Consider the following 23,605-nt stretch of genomic DNA (forward strand, 5'->3'; position numbering starts at 1 on the left):
TGTCGCAAGCGTAATCCCTCTCTTTCGAAAGGGAGAATGCGATGTCGATATCGGGAAAAGGCGCGGAATTCAGCGCGGGATTGCGGGCGGCCGCGCCATTGCTGGTCGCCATGGTGCCGATTGGCGTGGTGTTCGGCGCTGTCGCCATCGGCAAGGGCCTGTCGCCGCTCGAAGCCTCGCTGATGTCGCTGCTGGTCTTTGCTGGCGGTTCGCAATTCGTGGCGATGGATTTATGGACGCATCCGGCAAGCTGGAGCGCACTCGGCTTTGCGGCGCTGCTGGTCAATCTGCGCCATGTGTTGATGAGCGCCTCCATAGCGGGCAAGCTGGATGATTTCAGGGGCTGGCGCAAATATGCCGCCATGCTGGTGCTGACGGATGAATCCTGGGCATTGTCGGAATTTCGTGTCATTGCCGGCCGGTTGACGGCGGGTTTCTTCACCGGTGCTGCGCTCTCGATCTATCTCGTCTGGAACCTCGCAACCCTTGCCGGCGCGCTGCTCGGTTCGGTGGTGGGGGACATGTCGGTCATCGGTCTGGATTTCGCCTTTCCCGCAGTCTTCATCGTGCTGCTCATGGGGTTCTGGAAGGGCAGGGAAACCGGCTTCGTGCTTCTGGCAAGCGCTGCCGCCGCCTGTCTCACCCACGCGCTGGTTCCCGGCGCCTGGTATATCGCCGCCGGCGCGCTGGCGGGTCTGGCCGTCGCCGCCTTCGGCCACGAGGAACAGGCGGAGCAGCCGGCATGACGCTCGATCCGAATACGCTGCTGACAATCCTTGCCATGATGGCGGCAACCGTCGCCACGCGCCTTGGCGGCCTGTTGCTGGTCACTCATTTTACGCTGACGCCGCGCCTGAAAAAGGCGCTCGGCGTGGTGCCGCCCGCCGTCCTGATGGCGGTGGTGACGCCGACGGCGCTCGCCAGCGGACCGGCGGAAACCATCGCCTGCGCAATCACCGCCATCGCGGCGTTACGCCTCAGCCTTCTGCCGGCCGCAACGCTCGGTGTTGCTGCCGTGGCGCTGCTGCGCGGAATCGGATTGTGAGACAATCCGGTCAAACCGTTGAAAAGACTCCTTCCTTGGGAACAGAACGGGCGGGACAGGGCGAAAACCCGTTGCATGCGGAATATTGAATGTGAACTGAGGACGATAGTCCGGACTTGAGCAAGCGCTCCCAAGCCGTTATCCAATGCCTGCCGTATCTTTCAAGCAGCGCCGGGCGGGAGAGAGTGATGACAGGCTATCGCGAAGTCGCATTCGGACCGCTTTCCCGAATCTATGCCGAAGACCTGAAGACGTCATGGCCGTCCATCACCTTTTTGCTGCTGACGATCCTGCTCGGGTCTGTTCTCGCGACCGCCGGGCCTTACGTGTTTTCCCGCCTGATCGACGATCTGCCGGATGCGCCGCTGCAATGGATGCTCGGGTTTTCGCTCTATGCGGGCCTGACGGCACTGGCGACGGGTATTCAGCGCTCCACGCAATATATGTCGGTCATCCATTCGGAGCGGCTCGAATATGTCGCGACGACGCGCTTCTTCGAGCGCATCGTCCATAAAAAACCGTCCTTCTTCAACGATCACAACCCGGCGGAAATTCAGGCTGCGCAGACAAGGGGCGCTTCGGCCGCCTCGGCGATCATGCAGATCGGCCTTATTTATTTCGTGCCGGGCATCGCGACGTTCCTGTTCAGCATCCTGTTGCTGGGAACGGTCCTCAGTGCGGATCTGGTCGCCATCGTCGTCGTTTACGGCGCGGCCTTCATTGCGCTCACGCTTGCCTCGAACCGCCTGACCACGCCTTTTCTGGAAAAGGCCATTGAAGCCGGGCAGGAGAATGCCGGTTTTGTCGGAAACGCCATCGGCATGATCGAGCCTTTGCGGCACACGGGCAGCACGGCGTGGATGAAGCGTCGCTTTGCGGATAATGCGGGCTCGATCTATCATAACTGGCGGCTTTATTCCCTGCGCCGGATCGGCTTCGTATTCACCATCTCGCTCGCACTCGCCATGCAGATGGTCATCGGCTTTTATCTCCTGTTGCCGCGTTACGAGGCGGGAACCCTGTCGATAGGCGATATCGTTCTCTTCAACACGCTTCTGCTTCAGCTCAACATGCCTTTTGAACTGATCGGGCAGTCGATCAGCGAGGCGGTTCGTTTCTTCGCCCACTTCGCGCCCTATGCCCGCATGTGGAACGAGCCGGAAGAGGAGGAACCGCCCCATGCCAACCCGCTGCAACTATCGGGCAAAGCGATAGAATTCGACGATGTGGGTTTTCGCTACGAGAACGGTCGCGGCGTCGAGGGTGTTTCGTTCGCTGCAATGCCGGGGCGTATGACCTTCATTACCGGCGAGACCGGTTCCGGCAAATCGACACTTTTCCGGCTTCTGCAGAAAACCATGGCGCCGCAATCGGGCCGTATCACCATCGATGGCACCGACCTGACCGCAATCGGCCGCGACGACTGGTTTGCCGTTGCCGGCATCGTTCCGCAGGAGGTGCAATTGCTGAACGATACGCTGCGCAGCAATGTCGTGCTCGGGCGGGTGCTGGATGAGGAAAAACTGCGCCGCTCGGCCGAGCGCGCCGCGATACTCGACAGGATAGAGGCGATGCCGGAGGGTTTCGACACGATTGTCGGGGAAAGGGGGCTGAAGCTTTCCGGCGGCGAGCGTCAGCGGGTTGCCATTGCCCGTGCGCTTTACGGCGAACCCTCCATTCTGCTGCTCGATGAGGCAAGCTCGGCGCTGGACGAGGAGACGGAGCGGGAAATCATGGACCAGTTAAGACGGGTCGACAGCGATATCACCATCATCGCCATCACCCACCGCCAGAGCAGCATCCGCGCGGGCGATCAGGTCATTGCATTGCCGAGCGGGACAATCGATGAATCGGCTTCTGAGGTGTCAGTCCCAAGCCATTGAAAAGATTTCGCCCCATCCTGAAACAGAACGGGGCGGGGTTTTATCGATAGCCGGCGTGGCTGTACCTCAATGTTCTTCGTATTGGCTGAAGCTCGGATCGGCCAGATCCGTAAAGCGGGTAAATTCGGACTGGAAGGCGAGCTTCACCGTGCCGGTCGGTCCGTGACGCTGCTTGGCGATGATGACGTCGGCCGTGCCTTTCACCTTGTCGAACAGCGCTTCCCATTCGGCATATTTGGGATCGGAAATATCGCGCGGCTCCATGTTCTTGACGTAATATTCCTCGCGGAACACGAAAAGCACCACGTCGGCGTCCTGCTCGATGGAGCCCGATTCACGAAGGTCGGAAAGCTGCGGGCGTTTGTCTTCGCGGCTTTCCACCGCACGGGAGAGCTGCGACAGCGCAATGATCGGAACGTTGAGTTCCTTGCCGAGCGCTTTCAGACCCGTGGTGATCTGGGTGATTTCCTGCACGCGGTTTTCGCCGCTCTTGCCGGAGCCGGTCATAAGCTGAACGTAGTCGACCACCAGAACATCGAGACCGCGCTGGCGCTTCAGGCGGCGGGCGCGGGCGGAAAGCTGGGCAATCGAGATACCACCGGTCTGGTCGATGTAAAGCGGCACCTTCTGCATCATCTGCGAGCAGGCGACGAGCTTTTCAAAATCGGCCTCGGTAATGTCACCGCGGCGGATTTTCGAGGAAGACACTTCGGTCTGCTCGGAAATGATACGGGTGGCGAGCTGTTCGGACGACATTTCGAGCGAGTAGAAGCCGACGACGCCGCCGTTCTTGGCCTTGTACGACCCGTCCGGCTGCACTTCCTGCTCATAGGATGCGGCGATATTGTAGGCGATGTTGGTCGCAAGCGAGGTCTTGCCCATACCCGGACGACCGGCAAGCACGATAAGGTCGGAACGCTGCAACCCGCCCATGCGGGCGTCGAGCGAATGAATGCCGGTGGAAATGCCGGAGAGATTGCCGTCGCGTTCGAAGGCGGCGCCTGCCATGTCGATCGCCAGCGCCACCGCATCGTTGAAGGACTGGAAACCGCCATCGTAACGGCCGGTTTCCGCCAGCTCGAACAGGCGGCGTTCGGTGTCTTCGATCTGCGCCTGCGGCGGCATGTCGAGCGGCGCATCATAGGCGATGTTGACGACATCCTCGCCGATCTGGATCAGCGCGCGGCGCAGCGCCAGATCGTAGATCGCCCGGCCGTAATCTTCCGCGTTGATGATCGATACGGCTTCCGCCGCCAGACGTGCGAGATACTGCGCCACCGTCAGATCGCCGATCTTGTCGTCGGCGGGCAGGAAGGTCTTGATCGTCACCGGATTGGCGGTCTTGCCCATGCGGATTATGTCGCCCGCCACCTCGAAAATCTTGCGGTGTAGCGGTTCGTAAAGATGCACGGGCTTCAGAAAGTCCGACACGCGGTAATAGGCGTCGTTATTGACGAGGATGGCGCCGAGCAGCGCCTGTTCGGCCTCGATGTTGTTCGGCGCTTCGCGGTAATGCGGTTCCGCCGGTTGCGCGGGGGTGATCTTTCTCACAGCGTCGTTCATGGTTTGCGCGATCTCCCTTTGCCTTTGTCCTTGAACCTCGGGTTTGGCTTTCTGGGGCATGGCAGTCAATGATAATGTTGCAACACTCTATGGCAGGCTGACGTCCGCTCTGCGAAGCTCGATCACTTCTTCAGTTGTCCCCAGCAATCCACAGGCGGGTTGGGGACAAGGCGCCGGATCCTTCCGGCAAGGTGATTCGCTGCCATGAGTTTATCGCATGGCAGACCCGGCGTGAAAGAAACTTGAAAATCGTCAGTCTTACGAATAAATAGGCAGAAAATAAGTAGTGTGCTAATTATAAGGCTTGCTGACATGTCCCGCGAGACCGACAAGGAACAGCTTCTGGATGAAGTCTCCGCTTTCACCCGCAAACTGCGCGCGTTTTTTGATGCGCGGGTGGGGGAGAGCGGGCTGACGCTTGCGCGAGCGCGAGCGCTCTTTGCGCTCTCGCGTCGTGGACCGCTGACGCAGACCGAGCTTGCCGAGGAAATGGAAATCGAAACGCCGACGCTGGTGCGGGTGCTCGATGGTATGGAGAAACAGAACCTCATCGAACGCCGTTCCGATGAGAACGACCGCCGCGCCAAACGCATCCACATGACGGCGGAAGGGGAGAAAACCTCCGAGACGGTGCAGGCGATGGCGAAGTCGCTGCGCTCCGAGATTGCCGCCGATATTTCTTCGCAGGAACTGGCCATGGCGCTCGATGTCATGCGCCGGCTTTCGGCCAATCTGCAAAATCTGGCGGCGGGGAGGGCGCAGTCGTGAGTACCCCGGTGCCGCAAACCGCAGATGAGGCCGCTGCCCGAAATGCCGAGGCGGTCTCCAAACCCGCCGACCTTCCCGAAGAGGCTGTGACGCCGATGAGTGCTTCGGACGCGGGCGCAACCGTGCCAGAGCCTGCCGCCGCCGCACCTCAGCCGGTCGAGCGGCCGCTATGGCTGCGGCTGTGTTTCATCTTCGCAGGCCTGTCGTTCTTCATTACCCAGGGCCTGGGCATGAACCTCGTCATGGCCAATATCTACCAGTTGCAGGGTGAGTTTTCCGCCACCGTGGCCGAGGTCGCCTGGCTCTCCGCCGCCTATATGGCGCCCTATGCCACCTTTTCCATCGCGCTGTTCAAGGTCCGGGCGCAATATGGCCTGCGGCCCTTTGCCGAAGTTTCGATTATCGTGTTTGTCGTCGCTTCCTGTCTCAACCTGTTCGTGACAGACCTGCATTCGGCAATCGTTATCCGTTTTGTCAGTGGCATGGCCGCCGCACCGATCTCGTCGCTCGGCTTTCTCTATATTCTGGAGGCCTTTCCGCCTGCGCGGAAATTCTCGCTCGGTTTCAGCATAGCGCTGACCGGCACTTTGCTGTCGGCGCCGCTCGCGCGCATCGTCTCGCCATCCCTGCTGGAAATCGACGGCTGGAATGCGCTCTATTCCATGGAAGTGGGATTCGCGCTGGTCGCTTTCGCCATGATCTATGTGCTGAAAGTCACCCCACCACCGCGCGCGAAAGTTATCGAGCGCATGGATATTCTGAGCTATCTTCTGTTTGCAGGTGGTCTCGGCTGTCTGGCGGTCATGCTCACGCTCGGCCGGTTCTACTGGTGGTTCGAAACCTGGTGGCTGGGCGTCCTTCTCGCGACGTCGATCGCACTTCTGACCCTCATGGCTTTCATCGAATTGCCGCGCAAGAACCCGCTGCTCGACCTGCGCTGGATTTTCTCGAAAACCAACCTGCACATTATTGCGGTCTTGCTCGTCTACCGTGCGGTTTCCTCCGAGCAATCTTCAACGGCGGTCAGCTTTTACCAGCAACTCGGCCTGCTGAACGAACAGACGACGACACTTTATGCACTTGTGCTGTTGGCGACCATTCTCGGCGGTGCGGCCTGTGCGTGGCTGATGCTCACGAAATACGTCGATACCGCCCACGTGATTGCGCTGGCGCTGATCGCCGCCGGTTCGTTCATGGATAGCCAGTCCAACAATCTGACGCGGCCGGGTGAGATGTATCTCAGCCAGATGATGATCGCCTTTGGCGCGGCCATGTTCCTGCCGCCCGTCATGGCCAAGGGTTTTGCCGCCGCTCTGGCCCGGGGTGCGCCCTATCTGGTGAATTTCATCACCATCTTCCTGTTTACCCAGATCACCGGATCGATGCTGATGACCGGCCTGCTCGGCAGTTTCGTAACGCTGCGGGAGAAATTCCACTCCAATATTCTGGTGGAAAATATCCTGCTCACCAATCCGATGGTCGCCCAGCGCGTCTCGCAGCTTTCCGGCGCTTACAGCCATGTCATCACCGATCCGGCATTGCTGAAAGCCGAGGGGCTGTCGCTGCTTGGCCAGCAGGTCAGCAAGGAGGCCTATGTGCTTGCCTATAATGACACGTTCCTGCTGATCTCCGTCGTCTCTGCGCTGGCGCTGGCCACGCTTTTGATCCACCTTGCATGGCTGCGCATCCGTCCTTTCCTTTTCCGGGAAGAAATCGATGCCGCACCGGCACCACAGTCTTGAACATTCCAAGAGTGACAAAATGCTGAAGAAGTTTTTTACCCCCGTTTCCATTCTCGTGCTGCTCGGCGGTCTCGCCGGCGTGGCGCTGGTGCTTTACGCCTGGCGGCTGCCGCCGTTCCTTTCCACCGTCGAAATGACCGACAACGCCTTCGTGCGCGGTTATGTCACGACGATGAGCCCGCAGGTGAGCGGTTATGTCGTGGACGTGCCGGTGAAGGACTATCAGGAGGTCAAGCAGGGCGCGCTTCTGGCGAAGATCGACGACCGCATCTACCGCCAGAAGCAGGCGCAGGCGGAGGCAACGCTCGATACGCAGAAGGCGGCTCTCGATAATTCCCGCCAGCAGGAAAATGCGGCCAACGCCAATATTCTTTCCAGCCAGGCGGCGGTCGACAGCGCGCAGGCCTCGCTGAAACAGGCGCAGCTCGCATCCGACCGTCAGGATAACCTCATCAAGAGCGGTGCGGGAACCTCCAGCCTTCAGGAAGAGGCCCATGCCGCGCTCGAAAAGGCGCGGGCGTCGCTTTCGCAGGCCAAGGCGGCGCTTGAGGTTTCGCGGCAGGATCTGCAAACCATCATCGTCAACCGCAGCTCGCTGCAGGCAGCCGTCGCTAATGCTGAAGCGGCCGTCGAGCTTGCCCGGATCGACCTTGCCAATACCGAAATCCACGCGCCCGTGGATGGCAGGCTCGGCGAAGTCGGCGTTCGCACCGGCCAATATGTCACCGCCGGAACGCAACTGATGGCCGTCGTGCCGCATGATGTCTGGGTCATCGCCAATTTCAAGGAAACCCAGCTTGCGGGCATGCAGGTCGGCCAGCCGGTGACGATCGCCGTGGATGCGCTGCATCGCCGCAAGCTTACCGGCCATGTGGAACGGTTCTCGCCCGCCACCGGCTCGGAATTCGCCGTCATCAAGCCGGACAATGCGACGGGCAATTTCGTAAAGATCGCCCAGCGCCTCGGCGTGCGTATCGCCATCGATGCCGATCAGCCGCTTGCGGCGGATCTGTCGCCCGGCATGTCGGTGGTGGTGCATGTGGACAAAAGCGTGGCGCCGGAGGGGGCGGAGACGGCGGAGAAGTAGACGATTGGTCTCGTGCGTGTGGCTTACCCCCCTCTGCCCTGCCGGGCATCTCCCCCACAAGGAGGGAGATCAGCTAGATGCCTGCTCCTCGCCTAAGCTTCTACGTTAAAGATGGCCGGAAGGTCGCCACGATTCGATCTCCCCCCTTGTGGGGGAGATGCCCGGCAGGGCAGAGGGGGGTGCCCTCCACACTCCCCCACACGGCAAACAAAAAAACCCCGGATGTCTCCATCCGGGGTTTTCCTTTGACCGTTAAGCCAAATCTTATTCGTCGTCGCCGTCGCGATCGGCTTCCGGATCGAAGAAGTCTTCCGGACGCAGCGCGTCTTCGTCAACGCCGTAGATGGCGTCAGCGGAGGTGAGGCTTTCGCCCTTGGCCTGACGCTCAGCTTCTTCAGCCGAACGGGCAACGTTCAGCTCAACCTGAAGCTCGACTTCGGCATGCAGGTGAAGGGTAACGTTGTGCAGGCCGATGGTCTTGATCGGCGTGTTCAGTTCAACCTGGTTACGGCCGATGTTGAAGCCTTCGGCAGCCAGGATTTCAACGACGTCGCGAGCGGCGACAGAGCCGTAGAGCTGGCCGGTTTCGCCAGCCGAACGGACGACGATGAAGGACTTGCCTTCCAGAGCCTCGGCAACCTTCTGGGCTTCCGACTTGCGCTCGAGGTTACGGGCTTCGAGCGTTGCGCGCTCGGTTTCGAAACGTGCCTTGTTGGCAGCGTTGGCGCGCAGCGCCTTGCCCTGCGGCAGCAGGAAGTTACGGGCGTAGCCGTCGCGAACCTTTACGGTTTCGCCCATCTGGCCGAGCTTGTTGATGCGTTCGAGAAGAATGACGTCCATCTTCTTGATCCTTTCTATGGTTTGGTTTCGTTCGTATTGTCGGTTTTCCGCGTCGGAGTAAGAGAGATCGTGCTGCGCACGTCGCTCAGGCCGAACACGAGAATGATGAACAGCGGAAAGACAAAGACCGCCGAGAGATAAGCGAGGATAAGAACCGGCAGCCGCCAGTCCTTGCCGCGGGCGCGCTTGTGCAGCGAGGCGTAACCCGCCATCAGGAAGCCCGCGCCGAAGGTGCCGCAGATGACCGCGCCGACCATGGCCGCGACGCCGCCTAGGAACATGGCGACGATGCCGGCCAGAAAAATAAAGATGGCGTTGCGGTGCATGCGCAGCGCGGAAGCGATATCCTCACGCGGGCGAAGGCCCTTGCCGAAAGAGCCGACCAGCCGGGTCGCGAAATAATAGGCCGCAAACAGAAGAATGACCCACAGGCCGCCCTGCACGATCGGCAGCATCAGCACCAGCAGCGATTTCGTCTGGGCGAGCGCCTCGGCATTGGGTTCGAACAGCGGTTCGCGGTTCTGCACCGAGGTCATCATGATATCGACCATGCGGGCGACCAGATCGGGACCGTAACCGATCATCCAGCCGAGAATGACGACGGCGATGGAGACCAGAATGCACAGGTGCAGGACGATGCCGGAGAGCGGATACCAAGCGAGAAGATCGTCCGGGCCGCCGAGTTCGGAAGCCGGGCGCGCCAGATTGGCGAGATGCGAAAGCCAACCCGCCGGGATCAGCGTGAAGATCGCGATGGTCAGCGCAAACAGCGGCGACATGACGAGAGCGCCGATGATGGCCGTGGTGATGATCGCGACGATGGCGGCGCGATTGCCCCAGCCCATGCCGGCGATCAGGATCGGCATGGCGGAACCGGCATAGAGCAGGAAGGAAAAGGACGACTGTGCCGTTGCGCCAAGCGTCAAAAACGCGGCGCATATGCCGGCGAGAACGCCGGTGATCAGCACTGTCTGGTTCAACTTTTGCACTTCGCTGTCCTGCTGAAACGAAAGCAGTTAGAGGATCGCTCCCTGGAGCCTCATCCCCAACATGGGTTTTATGGTATCGATCCGCGCCCAACGCGGAAGGATGAGTATTTCTCGACCCGCTGATTAAGAGTCAGCTGCTTCGAGGAAAAAGCGAGGCCGCGCCGAAACGCAGCCTCGCTTCAATTCATTACGCTACGACGTAGGGCAGCAGGCCGAGGAAGCGGGCGCGCTTGATCGCCTGGGCGAGTTCGCGCTGCTTCTTCTGGGAAACGGCCGTGATGCGGGACGGAACGATCTTGCCGCGCTCGGAAATGTAGCGCTGCAGCAGACGTACGTCCTTGTAGTCGATCTTCGGAGCGTTTGCGCCGGAGAAGGGGCACGTCTTGCGACGGCGGTGGAACGGGCGGCGTGCCTGGGAAGAGGATGCGTCAGCCATTGGTCAAAACTCCTTCTTATGCACGGTCTTCGCGCGGACGGCGCGGACGGTCTTCGCGGTCGCCGAAGCCACCTTCGCGCGGTGCGCGGGGGCCACGATCTTCACGCGGGCCACGGTCCGGACGGTCGCCATCGCGGCGCGGACGGTCATCACGGTCGCGCTTCTGCATCATCGCGGACGGGCCTTCTTCGTGGGCTTCGACGGCGATGGTCATGTAGCGAAGAACGTCTTCGTTGATGCGCATCTGGCGCTCGACTTCATGGATGGCGGCCGCCGGAGCGTCGATGTCCATGAGAGCGTAGTGAGCCTTGCGGTTCTTCTTGATGCGGTAGGTGAGGGACTTCAGACCCCAGTTCTCGATGCGTCCGACTTTGCCGCCGAACGATTCGATAACGCCCTTGTACTGCTCGACAAGTGCGTCGACCTGCTGGGCAGAAATATCCTGCCGGGCAAGGAAGATGTGTTCGTAAAGAGCCATTTAAGCTTTGCCTTTCTTGCGTTTCGTCCTTCACCCGGCAACGGCGCTAAGCCTCAACGACTGCTCTTGGGTAAGGCGGTAAGGCCTTAAAGCAAGAAAAGCGTTGTTCGAGACGGTCGAGAGCGGAGACACGGGAGGCCGGAAAAACCTTATGGTTCCTGCTGTTCCGTTACCGGAACCAGCCCTCCGTTCAGCCACCAGCCAATTGGACCGGGTGTTGTGAACAGCGCGCTTATACGCAATTTTGCCCGGAATGCAAGGGTAAGCGGTGAAAAAGCGCGCTGTAGAGCCGTCAGATCGCCATCGGATATTGGCGATGGATCGCCGCAATCCCTTTTAGTAGCTCCTCCGACAACGTCACATCCGCAGCCGCAATATCCACCTTCAACTGTTCGATCGTCGTCGCGCCGATGATGGCCGAGGCCATGAAGGGACGTGTCAGGCAGAAGGCGATGGCGAGCTTTGCCGGATCGATTCCATGCTGTGCGGCAAGCTCCAGATAGGCCTTGACCGGCGCTTCCTGGAGCGGCTGCAGGCGGCCGCCGAGGTCTCTGTTGATGGTGCCGCGCGATCCCGCCGGGCGCGCGCCGTTCTGGTATTTACCGGTGAGCAGACCCGCCGCCAGCGGCGAATAGGCGAGCAGGCCGACATCCTCGTGATGGGCGACTTCCGCCATATCGAGATCGAAGCTGCGGTAGAGCAGGTTATATTCGTTCTGGATCGTGGCGACGCGTGGCAGGCCGTTGGCCTCGGCGATGTCGATATATTTCTGCGTGCCCCAGGCGCTCTCGTTGGAAAGGCCGATGGCGCGGATCTTGCCGGCCTTCACCAGTTCGCCGAGCGTTTCGAGCTTTTCGGTGATTTCGGCGAGCGTGCGCTGCTTTTCCTGACCCGAAGCGTCGAAGCTCCAGACGCCGCGGAAATGATAGGTGCCGCGGTTCGGCCAGTGAATCTGGTAGAGGTCGATATAATCCGTCTTCAGGCGCTTGAGGCTGGTATCCACCGCCTCGCGGATGGCGGCGGCGTCGATATCGCGGCCGCCGCGAATATAATCGCGTCCCGAGCCGGCGACCTTGGTGGCGAGCACGACCTGATCGCGCTTGCCGGTCTTTTCGAACCATGTGCCGATATAGTCTTCGGTGCGCCCCTGGGTCTCGGCGGAAACGGGGGTGGTGGGGTAAAGTTCTGCCGTATCGAAGAAATTGACGCCGTTTTCGACGGCGTAATCCATCTGCGCATGCGCGTCGGCTTCGGAGTTCTGCGTGCCCCACGTCATCGTGCCGAGGCAAATTTCAGACACGGAAATATCCGTGCGGCCCAATAGTCTCTGTTTCATGGAAATGTCCCGGTGCTTGGCCAGATAGTTTGGAAGGTGGTGTGAAAGTAATGGGGAATTGCCGCAGTGCAAGAAAAAATATGATGAAAAGAAAGGGGAAAACAGGACGGCAAAACCCCTGACATGGGCCTGCCATGGGGCTTCAAGCCTTGACTTCGCTGGCGGGAATGTGAATGGAAGTCCGAAAGAATAAAGGCAAGGCCAGACAAGAAGGACGACATCCCATGGGTATTGCATTCACATTTCCCGGACAGGGAAGCCAGGCCGTCGGCATGGGCAAGGAGCTGGCGGATACCTATCCGGAAGCGCGCGCCGTGTTTCAGGAAGTCGACGAGGCGCTCGACCAGAAGCTTTCCGATATTATGTGGAACGGCCCGGAGGAGACGCTGACGCTGACCGCCAACGCCCAGCCGGCCCTTATGGCGGTGTCCATGGCGGTCATGCGGGTTCTCGAAGCACGCGGTTTCAAACTGTCCGATACGGTTTCTTATGTCGCGGGCCACTCGCTCGGTGAATATTCGGCGCTCTGTGCCGCCGGCACCTTCTCGGTTGCCGATACCGCCCGTCTTCTGCGCATCCGCGGCAACGCCATGCAGGCCGCCGTGCCGGTGGGCGAGGGCGCCATGGCGGCGATCATCGGGCTTGAGCATGACGCCGTTTCGGCAATCTGCGAAGAGGCGGCCATTCTCGGCGTCTGCCAGATCGCCAACGACAATGGCGGCGGTCAGCTCGTCATCTCCGGCGGCAAGGCCGCCGTCGAAAAGGCTGCGGCGATCGCTTCCGAAAAGGGCGCCAAGCGCGCCATCATGCTGCCGGTTTCCGCCCCCTTCCACTCCGCGCTGATGGCGCCGGCGGCGGAAGCCATGCGCGAGGCGCTGGCGGCCGTCGAAAAGCACAACCCGGTCGTGCCGGTTATCGCCAATGTGCGCGCCGCCCCCGTTTCCGATGCCGATGAGATCGCCGCCCTGCTGGTCGAGCAGGTGACGGGTCAGGTGCGCTGGCGCGAGACGGTGGAATGGTTCGCCGCCAACAATGTCACGCAGCTGTATGAGATCGGCTCCGGCAAGGTGCTGACGGGCCTTGCCCGCCGCATCGACAAGACGGTGAACGGCGTTGCCGTCAACGGTGCTGCCGATATCGACCAGCTCCTTGCCACCCTCATCGGCTGAGACGGATACTCCGGCTGCCGCATTCATCGGGCGCAACTGCGCTGAACATTTTCAGTCCGAAGCTCTAAAGAAGGAATAGGACATGTTTGATCTGACAGGCCGCAAGGCTCTCGTAACCGGCGCGACCGGCGGCATCGGCGAAGAAATCGCCCGCCTTCTGCACAGCCAGGGCGCAACCGTCGGCCTGCACGGCACCCGCGTTGAGAAGCTCGAAGCGCTGGCGGCGGAACTTGGCGAGCGCGTCAAGATTTTCCCGGCGAACCTTGCCGACCGCGCCGAGGTCAAGGCGCTCGGTGAAAAGGCCGAAGCCGAGCTGGAAGGCGTCGATATCCTCGTCAACAATGCCGGTATCACCAAGGACGGCCTCTTCGTGCGCATGAGCGACGAGGACTGGGACAACGTGATCGAAGTGAACCTGACGGCGATGTTCCGCCTGACGCGCGAGCTGACGCATCCGATGATGCGCCGCCGTTTCGGCCGCATCATCAACATCACCTCCATCGTCGGCGTTACCGGCAATCCCGGTCAGGCCAACTATTGCGCCTCCAAGGCCGGCATGATCGGTTTTTCGAAGTCGCTGGCCCAGGAAATCGCCACCCGCAACGTCACCGTCAACTGCGTGGCGCCGGGCTTCATCGAAAGCGCGATGACCGGCAAGCTGAACGACAAGCAGAAAGACGCCATCATGGGCGCCATTCCCATGAAGCGCATGGGAACCGGTGCTGAGGTCGCCTCGGCCGTTCTTTATCTCGCCTCCAACGAGGCGGGCTACATGACCGGCCAGACCCTGCACGTCAACGGCGGCATGGCGATGATCTGACGGCACTTGTGACCGTCATAAAAGGATTGCGGCGCTGTTTAAGCACCTTCTTGGGTAGCTGGCGCCGCAAGGCCCCGCCGACTGGTTTTCGGCGAAATTGCCTGTCATACGCTGTGCTTAGCGCGTTTTCAGGCTTTTCGACCGATTGAAACCATGTTAAGCGGGCCAAGACTGTGAACAGTCGTCCCGGAGAGACAGGAAGCCGTTGCGATTTTGCGTGACGATGTCTAGCTTGGACCGGGTTGAACGGGTTTGCCAGCAGTGCCGGATTTGAACGGCGCATGAGGGCTTCTAACAGGGCAGGGTGCCGCAAGGCATTCCCTTCAAAATAAAGGTCGAGGAAACCGACATGAGCGATATCGCAGAACGCGTAAAGAAAATTGTAATTGATCATCTTGGCGTTGACGCCGACAAGGTTGTCGAAGGCGCCAGCTTCATTGACGATCTGGGCGCTGATTCGCTCGACACCGTTGAACTGGTCATGGCTTTCGAAGAAGAATTCGGCGTTGAAATCCCCGACGACGCAGCTGACTCGATCCTGACCGTCGGCGACGCCGTAAAGTTCATCGAGAAGGCCCAGGCCTGATCGACCTTGATGGGGGAGGTGCAATATCCTCCCGTCCTTGGCCCGGCTCGTCCGGGCCAATGTTTTATAGGCAGACGGTAACATGCCCCTGACGGTGCGCGTTCCGGGCAATGCATGGGGTCACGGGCCGGAAACGGCGCCCACAACCGTCATGCTGAGATTTGAAATACTGCAGCATCCGATGAACATCTCCTGATGTCCGGCGTTGCATGAAGACCGATGATTTGGATAAGGGCGGAGCATTGGCGATGAGGCGTGTCGTTATCACCGGTACCGGCATGGTATCTCCTCTTGGATGTGGGACGGAAGTGACCTGGGAGCGGCTGCTGGCCGGCCAGAACGGCGCCCGTCTCGTGACTGAATTCGAAGTCGAAGACCTTCCGGCAAAGATCGCCTGCCGTATTCCCGTGGGCGATGGTTCCAACGGCACCTTCAATGCCGATGACTGGATGGAACCCAAGGAACAGCGCAAGATCGATCCTTTCATCCTGTACGGCATGGCTGCCGCCGACATGGCGCTTGCCGACGCGGACTGGCATCCGGAAACGGACGAGGACCAGATTGCCACCGGCGTTCTGATCGGCTCCGGCATCGGCGGCCTGGAGGGCATTGTCGAGGCGGGCTATACACTGCGCGACAAGGGCCCGCGGCGCATTTCTCCATTCTTCATTCCCGGCCGCCTGATCAACCTCGTATCCGGCCAGGTTTCCATCCGCCACAAGCTGCGCGGACCGAACCATGCCGTGGTGACGGCCTGCTCGACCGGCGCGCACGCCATTGGCGACGCCGCCCGTCTGATCGCGCTCGGCGATGCCGACGTCATGGTCGCCGGTGGCGCCGAATCGCCGGTCTGCCGCATCGCGCTTGCCGGCTTCGCCGCCTGCAAGGCGCTCTCCACCCAGCACAATGACAATCCGGAAAAGGCCTCGCGCCCCTATGACCGTGACCGCGACGGTTTCGTCATGGGTGAAGGTGCGGGCATCGTCGTTCTGGAAGAGCTGGAACATGCCAGGGCGCGCGGCGCGAAGATTTACGCCGAAGTCGTCGGTTACGGCCTTTCCGGTGATGCCTACCACATCACGGCCCCGTCTGAGGACGGCGAAGGTGCCTATCGCTGCATGTCGATGGCGCTGAAGCGTGCAGGTCTCACGCCTGACGATATCGACTACATCAACGCCCATGGTACCTCGACCATGGCCGATACGATCGAGCTTGGCGCGGTCGAGCGGCTTGTCGGCGAATCGGCCTCGAAGATTTCCATGTCTTCCACCAAGTCGGCCACCGGCCATCTTCTCGGTGCGGCGGGCGCTATCGAGGCGATCTTCGCGACGCTTGCGATCCGCGATAACATCGTTCCGCCGACGCTGAACCTCGACAATCCCGATGTGGAGACGAAGATCGATCTCGTGCCGCACAAGGCGCGTAAGCGTAAGGTCGACGTGGCGCTCTCGAACTCCTTCGGCTTCGGCGGCACCAACGCCTCCCTCGTGCTGCGTCGTTACGAAGCATAATTGCGGCGGCGGCTATGCCGCCGCTGGCGCCCTCCCACCGGGTGCTGACAAAGGACGTTCTTTCCTTTGAAGAACGCATTGCGGCTTGCGAAAGCCATTCCGGTTTTCGCGCCGATATTGTAGTCGTTTATGGGAAGCGTTTGCCGGTTCGGGATGATTTCCGGCCGCAGGCTACTTCCTCCATCGGCTTTGTCCGAAACGATGTTCGTGAAGCGGAATAGCAAGGCTTCACGATATCTCTATGTGGTGCAGGAAGACATTCCGAACCTGTTTTTGCCGCATTACCTGCGCAAAAAGCGCTGACAACGCCGAACTGAAAAGGACCGACGGTGAGCGACACGAACCAGAACAGCCAGGGACCATACGGACAAAACGGCGCGGGCGAAGGCAATCGCGGCCCGATCATTCCGAAATCCCCGACGGAAGCCCTGCGGCCGGAAAAAGTGCCGGCTCCGCCCAAGCGCTCCCGCAAGGCCCATGGCCAGCTTGTGATCTTTCTGAATTTTCTGATGACGCTCGCGGTTGCCGTCTGTGTGCTGGCCATTGCCGCTTTCTACTACATGATCGATGCGTTCCAGGAGCCCGGTCCGCTTCAGACGAACACGCATTTCACGGTGCGCAACGGCGCCGGCATTATCGAGATCGCCAATAATCTCGAGCGTAACGAGGTCATCTCCAACGCCCGTGTCTTCCGCCTGATGACCGGCAGCTACCTGCAAAAGGACCAGACGCTGAAGGCTGGCGAATATGAGATCAAGGCCGGCGCATCGATGAAGGACATCATGATGCTGCTGGAGTCCGGCAAGTCGATCCTTTATTCGGTGTCGCTGCCGGAAGGCCTGACCGTGAAGCAGATGTTCGCGCGCCTTGGGGCGGATGAAGTGCTGGATGGCGAATTGCCCTCGGCCCTGCCGCCGGAAGGCAGCCTGCGCCCCGATACCTACCGCTTCACCCGCGGCACCAAGCGCGAAGAAATCATCAACCAGATGAGTGCGGCGCAGGACAAGCTGATCGACATGATCTGGGAACGGCGCGATCCGGACCTGCCGATCAAGACCGTCGAGGAATTCGTGACGCTCGCCTCGATCGTCGAGAAGGAAACCGGCAAGGATGACGAGCGCGCCCATGTCGCTTCGGTGTTCTACAACCGCCTGAAGAAGGGCATGCGCCTGCAATCCGACCCGACGATCATCTATGGCCTGTTCGGTGGCGACGGCAAACCGTCGGACCGCCCGATCTACCAGTCGGACCTGCAGAAGCAGACGCCGTTCAACACCTATGTCATCAAGGGCCTGCCGCCGTCGCCCATCGCCAATCCGGGCCGGGCGGCGCTTGAGGCCGTGGCCAATCCATGGCGCACGGATGACCTTTATTTCGTTGCCGATGGCACCGGCGGCCATGTGTTTGCGAAGACGCTTGAAGAGCATAACGCCAATGTGCGCCGCTGGCGCAAGATAGAGGCCGAAAAGGCGGCCTCCGGCGCCAATCCCGATGTTGTCGTGGATGGCCAGCCGGGCGGGGCCGAGGCGGAAAAGCCGGCCAACAATTGATAATCCTGACCGGGCCCTGCGATCCGCACGGGCCCGGTTTTGCACAGCATGACGGGGGGCTTCCAGATATGACATTGCAATCGATGACCGGCTTCGCACGCAGCGAAGGAACCTCCGGCCGTTACCGCTGGGCGTGGGAATTGCGTTCGGTGAACGGCAAGGGGCTCGATGTGCGCCTGCGTCTGCCGACTGGTCTTGAAGCGCTGGAAACGGCTCTGCGCGAAATCGCAGGCGAGCATCTTTCCCGCGGCAATATCCAGGCGGGTCTGACGCTGGCGATTGCGGAAAACCGGCTGGAGGCGGTGATCAACCGCGATGCTCTGGCGGCGGTTCTGGCGCTGAAGAAGGAGCTTGGCGACGTCGTGGAAGACAAGCCGCTGAGCTTCGACACGCTGCTCACGCTGCGCGGGCTCGTCGATTTTCGTGAGGCGGAAGATGACGCGGAGGCGCAGGCCGCGCGCAACGGCGATGTGCTTGCCGGCTTCGCCGCCGCCGTCGAGAAGCTGAAGGATATGCGCGAGCGGGAAGGGGCGTCGCTGTTTGCGATCCTGTCCGGTCATATCAACCGGATCGAGCAGCTCGCGGACATCATTGAAAGCGATCCTTCCCGCCAGCCGGAACAGATCGCGGCACGGCTCGCCCAACAGATCGCCCTCATCGGTGACGGCTTGCATGGTCTCGACCGTGACCGGCTGCATGCCGAGGCGGCGCTGCTCGCCACCAAGGCGGATCTGCGCGAAGAGATCGACCGGCTGCACGCCCATGTACAGGCGTCGCGGGAGCTTTTGGCCAATGGCGGGCCGGTAGGACGCAAGCTCGATTTTCTTGCACAGGAATTTAACCGCGAGTCGAATACAATCTGTTCCAAATCGAACGCCAGTGCGGTAACCGCAGCAGGCATAGAGCTGAAAGTGGTGATCGACCAGTTCCGCGAGCAGGTCCAAAATCTGGAGTAGACCCCATGGTCCCGGTGAATAATTCTCCCGTCACGATTGCCCGCAGAGGGTTGATGCTGGTGATTTCTTCGCCATCCGGCGCGGGCAAATCCACGATTGCGCGCAATCTGCTCGACAAGGACAAGAATATCGGCCTGTCCGTCAGCGTCACGACGCGTCCGCGCCGCCAGAGCGAGATTGACGGCATCCACTACCATTTCATTTCCAAGCGGGACTTTGAGCGCCTGCGGGATAGCGATGCGCTGCTGGAATGGGCGGAGGTTCACGGCAATTTTTACGGCACCCCGCGTGGGCCGGTGGAAGATGCCATGGCTGCCGGCCGCGACATGCTGTTCGATATCGACTGGCAGGGCGCCGAGCAGCTTCAGGACAAGATGAAGGCGGACGTCGTTTCGATCTTCATCCTGCCGCCGACCATGACCGAACTTCAGTCGCGCCTGCATCGCCGCGCCGAAGACACCGAAGAGGTCATCAAGACCCGGCTCCTTAATTCCCGTGCCGAAATCGAGCACTGGCGCGACTATGACTATGTCATCCTCAATGACGACCTGCAGGCCGCCTTCGAGGCGGTCGAAGCCATCGTGAAGGCCGAACGCGTCCGCCGCGACCGCCGCCACGGCATGTTCGATTTCGTACGGGCGTTGCTCGAGGAAGAGCCGAAGCTTTAAGCGCTTCCGGTAAGCTAAGGCCGGATTCCGAGAGCTAAATCCCTCTCATCCGCTGGGATGGGAAGAATCCATCGCCCGGGCCGTATGGGATAATTTGTTCGATCTGTTCCAATTAGCTGCGCCCAAAAGCAAGATCGAAGCCAGTCAGGTTTCTGATTGCAGCACCGATCACACCAAAAACCGCGTTCAGAACTGTCTGGACGGTATCGTAAACGAGGAACTCAGAATAAAGCAGCACACTGCTGAGGGCCAGCTCTTGTGTATGCATGGCCATATCCGCGTGCTCTCTGGAAATCGTGCCGTTCTTGAGGCCTGTCTGCGTTAGCCATGCCTTTTGCGCAATCGACTTAATATGAACGGCAATTTCATTTTTGACTTCGTTGAAGTGCGAAATGAGAACCGCTGAAACCTGCTGCAGAATGCCCTTATAGAGTTCCGACGCATCCTTCGGTTCAAATTTATCCAGATCTAGCGCCTTTGCCATGTGAACCTCACTTCAACCGGGCTTCAAACAACTTCGGAACGCTGCAGGCTTCCTTCGTGGCGAATGTGGAAGCGGTCTCAACGTTAAAGGGTGCTTTTCGATGGGCAACCAATTGCGTCATCAGCGCTTCCTGGCAGATCAGCAGTGCTTTGTGAATAATCTGGGCGGGTCTGCCGGAAACGCGGTTTCTAAGGTAAGTTGCGCGACCTTCGGCAATATAAATTGCCGAACGTACATTTGATACCGCGTCGACGTATATGCTTTCGACCTTGGAGAACGGCGTTTTATCTTCATAAACAGCAGATACCGCGGCATCAATCTTATCGATATCGTTGTTTAGCGCCTCAATGTGCTTCATCAGCGCTTCATCAAAAGTAGGTGTCACGCTAACACATGAGGAAAGCGTGAATAGCGAGATGGCCAAAACATAACTTATCTTCACGCGATCCCCCTGATATTTGAAGCTGTGAAGTGGAAAATGTACAATAGGAATGGATATATAATTTACAGTTGTGTGTTTGGAGTCAAGCGCTGGTTGTGATCGGGCTTGGTGATTGCGGTCTGGATCATGTCACCCAAGGTGAAAAGCGGAAAATTTCCCAAATAGGCAGTGCTTTTCATAAGGTTTCTTGCGACCCAGCCATGTTAACAGAGGTGGCTGTGCCGCCGATTTCCCGTGGCGCGTGATCGTCGAAAATTCATCATCGGAAATTTATGGGCCGCGCCGCAGATCAGGGGCTGCCGCGGACCTGAAGGTAACCCGTGTCGTCAAGCTTTCGTGCCTGGTCCAGCCTTAGAGGCAGTTCGCCAAAGTGACGAACTCCTCCACCGACAGCGTCTCCGCTCGCCGTGTGGGATCGATCCCCGCTTTTTCCAGCAGCGTTTCGCCGCCAAGGCTTTTCACGCTCTGGCGCAGCATCTTGCGGCGTTGGCCGAAGGCCGCTTCCGTCACCTTTTCAAGCTTGGCGACATCGCAGGGTAGCGGCTTGTCCTTCGGCAGTAGGTGCACGACGGTGGAGGTTACTTTCGGCGGCGGGCTGAAGGCCTGTGGCGGAACGTCGAAGGCCATTTCGGAAACTGTGCGCCAGCCGGCGAGAACCCCCAGCCGGCCATAATGGTTATCGCCTTCTTCGGCCACGATACGCTGGCCGACTTCCTTCTGGAACATCAGCGTCATGGAGAGCCAGAAGGGCGGCCATTGTTTCGGCAGCAGCCAGTTGACCAGCAATTGCGTGCCGACATTGTAGGGCAGGTTGGCGATGATCCGCACCGGCTCGCCGGCGGGAACCAGAGCCTCGAAATCGGTCTTGAGGGCGTCGCCTTCGATGACTTCGAGCCGTCCGGGATAATGCGCTTCGATTTCCGCCAGCGCCGGCAGGCAACGGCTGTCGCGTTCGACGGCTATGACCTTTTTTGCCCCGAGCGAAAGAATGGCGCGGGTGAGGCCGCCGGGACCGGGGCCGACCTCTATCACCGTCACGCCGTCCAGCGGTCCCGCCGTCCTTGCGATCTTCTGGGTGAGGTTGAGGTCGAACAGGAAGTTCTGGCCGAGCGATTTCTTCGCGTCGAGCCCGTGGCGCTGAATGACATCGCGCAGCGGCGGCAGTCCGTCGATGGCCGCCATTATGCGTTGGCCCGGCTGCGGAGGGAAATCTCCGCCGCCATCTTCAGCGCCGCCACAAGGCTCGCCTCATTGGCTATGCCCTGGCCGGCAATGCCGAAGGCGGTGCCATGGTCGGGCGAGGTGCGGATGAAGGGCAGGCCGAGCGTGACATTGACGGAATCGTCGAAGCCGAGCGCCTTGGCCGGAATGAGCGCCTGATCGTGATACATGCACACTGCCACGTCATAACGCTTGCGGGCGGCATCGTGGAACATGGTGTCGGCGGGCAGGGGGCCGAAAGCATCGATCCCGTCCTTCCGCAACCGCATGGTCGCCGGGTGAACGATATCGCGATCCTCGGTGCCGAGTGCGCCATCTTCACCCGCATGCGGGTTGAGGCCGGCAACGGCCAGACGCGGCGCCTCGATGCCGAATTTCTGCCGGAGATCGGCATCGATGATCCGGCAGGTCGTGACGATCAGCTCTTCGGTGAGAGCGGCCGGCACGTCTTTCACGGGGATATGGATCGTCACCGGGACGACACGGACCTTGGGGCCGGCAATCATCATCACCGGGATGACTTGCTCGCCGGTCTGGCGCAGGGCGAGATCGGCGAGAAATTCCGTATGACCGGGAAAGCCGAAACCCGCCTCATAAAGCACCGATTTCGCGATCGGATTGGTGACGACGGCCGCAGCCTTGCCCTCGACCGTGAGGGAAACGGCGGTCTCGATGGCCTTGATCGTCGCGTGCGCCGCTCCGACATGCGGCTGACCCGCCTGCACTTCGAAGCCGACGGGAAGGGAGAGGATGGGGAAAGCCTGTTCGAACAGGCCGACGGCGCTTTCCGCATCGCAGGTCTCGATATTGACCGGCACGCCGATCAGCGCCGCACGGCTCGCCACTACATCGGGGTCGCCGATGAAGATGAAGGGCGGCACGCCGTTCTCCCGGCGCTTAGCCCAGGCGGTGATGGCGATGTCGGGGCCGATACCGGCTGGATCTCCCTGTGTCAGGGCAAGCGGCAGGGATGCATATGTCACGGAAAGACCCGGCTCTCGTATCAATATCAGGTGTTGACGATCTGCGCCTTCTTGCGCAGCTCATCCATATATTTCTTTTCGTTCGGGTTTTCGCCGTCCTTGGCCTTCATCAGATCTTCGGACTTGAACACCATCTCCGCCGCATAGTCGTCGGAAACCTGGCGCTGCTTGCAGATGGCCAGATATTCGACGCCCTTTTCGGTGACGCGGGTGCCGGTGGTGCCGCCTTCCTTGGTCTTCTCCACCAGCGCCTTCCAGTCTTCCGGCAGCTCCGGCGCCAGAATGCGGCCAAGGTCCTTGATCGCCACGTCGCGCATGGTTGCGGCGAAGCTCATGGCCTGGTCGCAGCCGGGATAACGCTTGCGCGAGGCCTCAGCCTCGGCCTTGCGCTTGCCGGTAATGGCGTTGCGTTTCGATTCCGGGATAACGAAGATGACCTGCTGCAGGAAATATTCCGTGGTGACGGGCTTGTCGCCGCGTTCCTTCAGTCGGGTAACGAGATCCTGCGTCGACATCTTGCCGCGTGCGCCATAACGGGCGTTGACAAGGCGCGGCCAGCTCATCTGAACGGCGATGAAGGCCTTGAAATGATCGGCTCCGACACCCGCCTGCGCAAGCACCTTCGTCAATTGCTGCGGGGTCATCTTGTTGTTGCCGGCAAAGCGTGCGAAGGCCGCATCGACATCGTCGGTGCTGACCGACATCTTAACGCGGCCGATTTCCTCGCGCTTCAGCGCTTCATCGACAAGCTGCTCGCGCGCCTTTTCATTGAGATTACCGGACTGGCGCTGCAGCTTGAGGAAGGCGACGCGCTTGGCAATATCGTCATTGGTGATGGGGGTCTTGTTGACGACGATCTTGACGGTGCTATCGGCGAAGGCCTGGCCGGCATAGGGCACAACGGCCATGGGAACGGCGAATATCGCAAAGGCGAAAGCAGCGCCACGCAAAGCCGTCTTTCCGAAATTCATCATATCCTTCTCCCTTTCGTCGGGCAGGGGCCTGTTGCCCTGTCCCGCCAATCTGTTCTGCCTGATGAGGGAAATAT

25 protein-coding genes are annotated in these 23,605 nt (G+C 60.3%); 14 read left to right on the top strand and 11 right to left on the bottom strand.

Translation table 11 applies throughout. The features are described 5' to 3' along the window. Window positions 1–41 precede the first annotated feature (41 nt). The 3 genes from I3J13_RS16150 to I3J13_RS16160 all read left to right on the top strand — a co-directional run bounded on the left by I3J13_RS16150 (window position 42) and on the right by I3J13_RS16160 (window position 2,928). Complete coding sequence (locus tag I3J13_RS16150) at window positions 42–746, top strand: AzlC family ABC transporter permease (RefSeq protein ID WP_174056591.1); 705 nt, start codon at window positions 42–44, stop codon at window positions 744–746. Beyond that, the gene (locus I3J13_RS16155; protein ID WP_003520714.1) at window positions 743–1,045 is read left to right on the top strand and encodes an AzlD family protein; all 303 of its coding nucleotides are present in this window, start codon (window positions 743–745) and stop codon (window positions 1,043–1,045) included. The genes I3J13_RS16150 and I3J13_RS16155 overlap by 4 nt, the downstream gene beginning before the upstream one ends. A gap of 188 nt (window positions 1,046–1,233) precedes the next feature. Beyond that, window positions 1,234–2,928 (top strand): ABC transporter ATP-binding protein, encoded by a 1,695-nt coding sequence (locus I3J13_RS16160; protein WP_196379448.1) that lies wholly within the window; start codon window positions 1,234–1,236, stop codon window positions 2,926–2,928. A gap of 66 nt (window positions 2,929–2,994) precedes the next feature. Here the strand turns inward: I3J13_RS16160 and I3J13_RS16165 are convergent, their stop codons facing one another. Continuing rightward, entirely contained in the window at window positions 2,995–4,491 is a 1,497-nt protein-coding gene (locus I3J13_RS16165; RefSeq protein WP_003520716.1) for a replicative DNA helicase, read from the bottom strand. Between the two features lie 312 nt (window positions 4,492–4,803). On the opposite strand from I3J13_RS16165, the gene I3J13_RS16170 reads away from it, so the two are divergent. Genes I3J13_RS16170 through I3J13_RS16180 form a run of 3 tightly spaced genes read left to right on the top strand, consistent with a single transcriptional unit; the run spans window position 4,804 to window position 8,088 of the window. Next, window positions 4,804–5,259 carry a MarR family winged helix-turn-helix transcriptional regulator gene (locus I3J13_RS16170; RefSeq protein ID WP_003520717.1) on the top strand — a complete coding sequence of 152 codons (456 nt, stop codon included), beginning with the start codon at window positions 4,804–4,806 and terminating at the stop codon, window positions 5,257–5,259. Then, window positions 5,256–7,001: an MFS transporter gene (locus I3J13_RS16175; RefSeq protein ID WP_196379449.1), complete on the top strand. Its 1,746-nt coding sequence runs from the start codon at window positions 5,256–5,258 to the stop codon at window positions 6,999–7,001. The genes I3J13_RS16170 and I3J13_RS16175 overlap by 4 nt, the downstream gene beginning before the upstream one ends. A gap of 19 nt (window positions 7,002–7,020) precedes the next feature. Next, window positions 7,021–8,088: an HlyD family secretion protein gene (locus I3J13_RS16180; protein ID WP_059762576.1), complete on the top strand. Its 1,068-nt coding sequence runs from the start codon at window positions 7,021–7,023 to the stop codon at window positions 8,086–8,088. A 264-nt stretch (window positions 8,089–8,352) separates the two neighbouring features. Here the strand turns inward: I3J13_RS16180 and rplI are convergent, their stop codons facing one another. The 5 genes from rplI to I3J13_RS16205 form a co-directional block, all read right to left on the bottom strand. Next, the gene (rplI, locus tag I3J13_RS16185; RefSeq protein WP_035261991.1) at window positions 8,353–8,928 is read right to left on the bottom strand and encodes a 50S ribosomal protein L9; all 576 of its coding nucleotides are present in this window, start codon (window positions 8,926–8,928) and stop codon (window positions 8,353–8,355) included. Window positions 8,929–8,942: 14 nt separating this feature from the next. Continuing rightward, window positions 8,943–9,917, bottom strand: coding sequence for a DUF2232 domain-containing protein (locus I3J13_RS16190; protein WP_080852341.1), 975 nt, complete (start codon window positions 9,915–9,917; stop codon window positions 8,943–8,945). 187 nt (window positions 9,918–10,104) lie between these two features. Continuing rightward, window positions 10,105–10,353 carry a 30S ribosomal protein S18 gene (gene rpsR, locus I3J13_RS16195; RefSeq protein WP_003502063.1) on the bottom strand — a complete coding sequence of 83 codons (249 nt, stop codon included), beginning with the start codon at window positions 10,351–10,353 and terminating at the stop codon, window positions 10,105–10,107. Window positions 10,354–10,369: 16 nt separating this feature from the next. Further along, window positions 10,370–10,831, bottom strand: coding sequence for a 30S ribosomal protein S6 (rpsF, locus tag I3J13_RS16200; protein ID WP_003520723.1), 462 nt, complete (start codon window positions 10,829–10,831; stop codon window positions 10,370–10,372). A 292-nt stretch (window positions 10,832–11,123) separates the two neighbouring features. After that, complete coding sequence (locus tag I3J13_RS16205; protein ID WP_196379450.1) at window positions 11,124–12,167, bottom strand: aldo/keto reductase; 1,044 nt, start codon at window positions 12,165–12,167, stop codon at window positions 11,124–11,126. Window positions 12,168–12,391: 224 nt separating this feature from the next. Here I3J13_RS16205 and fabD point away from each other — a divergent pair, with 224 nt between their 5' ends. From fabD to gmk, 8 genes are all read left to right on the top strand, one after another. Then, entirely contained in the window at window positions 12,392–13,336 is a 945-nt protein-coding gene (gene fabD / locus I3J13_RS16210; protein ID WP_020811982.1) for an ACP S-malonyltransferase, read from the top strand. Between the two features lie 82 nt (window positions 13,337–13,418). After that, the gene (gene fabG / locus I3J13_RS16215) at window positions 13,419–14,156 is read left to right on the top strand and encodes a 3-oxoacyl-[acyl-carrier-protein] reductase (protein WP_003520726.1); all 738 of its coding nucleotides are present in this window, start codon (window positions 13,419–13,421) and stop codon (window positions 14,154–14,156) included. Window positions 14,157–14,505: 349 nt separating this feature from the next. After that, the gene (locus I3J13_RS16220; protein ID WP_003502080.1) at window positions 14,506–14,742 is read left to right on the top strand and encodes an acyl carrier protein; all 237 of its coding nucleotides are present in this window, start codon (window positions 14,506–14,508) and stop codon (window positions 14,740–14,742) included. 248 nt (window positions 14,743–14,990) lie between these two features. After that, a complete protein-coding gene (fabF, locus tag I3J13_RS16225; RefSeq protein ID WP_059753147.1) occupies window positions 14,991–16,253 on the top strand; it encodes a beta-ketoacyl-ACP synthase II in 1,263 nt (420 codons plus the stop codon). Between the two features lie 14 nt (window positions 16,254–16,267). Continuing rightward, window positions 16,268–16,474 carry a hypothetical protein gene (locus I3J13_RS16230; protein ID WP_196379451.1) on the top strand — a complete coding sequence of 69 codons (207 nt, stop codon included), beginning with the start codon at window positions 16,268–16,270 and terminating at the stop codon, window positions 16,472–16,474. 108 nt (window positions 16,475–16,582) lie between these two features. Then, window positions 16,583–17,803: an endolytic transglycosylase MltG gene (gene mltG, locus I3J13_RS16235; RefSeq protein ID WP_020810689.1), complete on the top strand. Its 1,221-nt coding sequence runs from the start codon at window positions 16,583–16,585 to the stop codon at window positions 17,801–17,803. 68 nt (window positions 17,804–17,871) lie between these two features. Beyond that, the gene (locus tag I3J13_RS16240; RefSeq protein ID WP_003520732.1) at window positions 17,872–18,759 is read left to right on the top strand and encodes a YicC/YloC family endoribonuclease; all 888 of its coding nucleotides are present in this window, start codon (window positions 17,872–17,874) and stop codon (window positions 18,757–18,759) included. A gap of 5 nt (window positions 18,760–18,764) precedes the next feature. After that, window positions 18,765–19,427, top strand: coding sequence for a guanylate kinase (gene gmk, locus I3J13_RS16245; RefSeq protein WP_003502089.1), 663 nt, complete (start codon window positions 18,765–18,767; stop codon window positions 19,425–19,427). A 112-nt stretch (window positions 19,428–19,539) separates the two neighbouring features. Here the strand turns inward: gmk and I3J13_RS16250 are convergent, their stop codons facing one another. From I3J13_RS16250 to I3J13_RS16270, 5 genes are all read right to left on the bottom strand, one after another. Next, window positions 19,540–19,911 carry a hypothetical protein gene (locus tag I3J13_RS16250; protein WP_080817280.1) on the bottom strand — a complete coding sequence of 124 codons (372 nt, stop codon included), beginning with the start codon at window positions 19,909–19,911 and terminating at the stop codon, window positions 19,540–19,542. A 7-nt stretch (window positions 19,912–19,918) separates the two neighbouring features. Beyond that, the gene (locus I3J13_RS16255) at window positions 19,919–20,353 is read right to left on the bottom strand and encodes a hypothetical protein (protein WP_338081640.1); all 435 of its coding nucleotides are present in this window, start codon (window positions 20,351–20,353) and stop codon (window positions 19,919–19,921) included. Between the two features lie 351 nt (window positions 20,354–20,704). Continuing rightward, window positions 20,705–21,535: a 16S rRNA (adenine(1518)-N(6)/adenine(1519)-N(6))-dimethyltransferase RsmA gene (gene rsmA / locus I3J13_RS16260; RefSeq protein ID WP_020810685.1), complete on the bottom strand. Its 831-nt coding sequence runs from the start codon at window positions 21,533–21,535 to the stop codon at window positions 20,705–20,707. Next, complete coding sequence (pdxA, locus tag I3J13_RS16265) at window positions 21,535–22,557, bottom strand: 4-hydroxythreonine-4-phosphate dehydrogenase PdxA (RefSeq protein WP_196379452.1); 1,023 nt, start codon at window positions 22,555–22,557, stop codon at window positions 21,535–21,537. Before pdxA ends, rsmA begins: the two co-directional genes overlap by 1 nt. Before the next feature lie 26 nt (window positions 22,558–22,583). After that, complete coding sequence (locus I3J13_RS16270) at window positions 22,584–23,531, bottom strand: SurA N-terminal domain-containing protein (protein WP_003520739.1); 948 nt, start codon at window positions 23,529–23,531, stop codon at window positions 22,584–22,586. Between the last annotated feature and the right edge of the window lie 74 nt (window positions 23,532–23,605).

The sequence above is a fragment of the Agrobacterium leguminum genome, from assembly GCF_015704895.1.
Lineage (GTDB): Bacteria > Pseudomonadota > Alphaproteobacteria > Rhizobiales > Rhizobiaceae > Agrobacterium > Agrobacterium leguminum.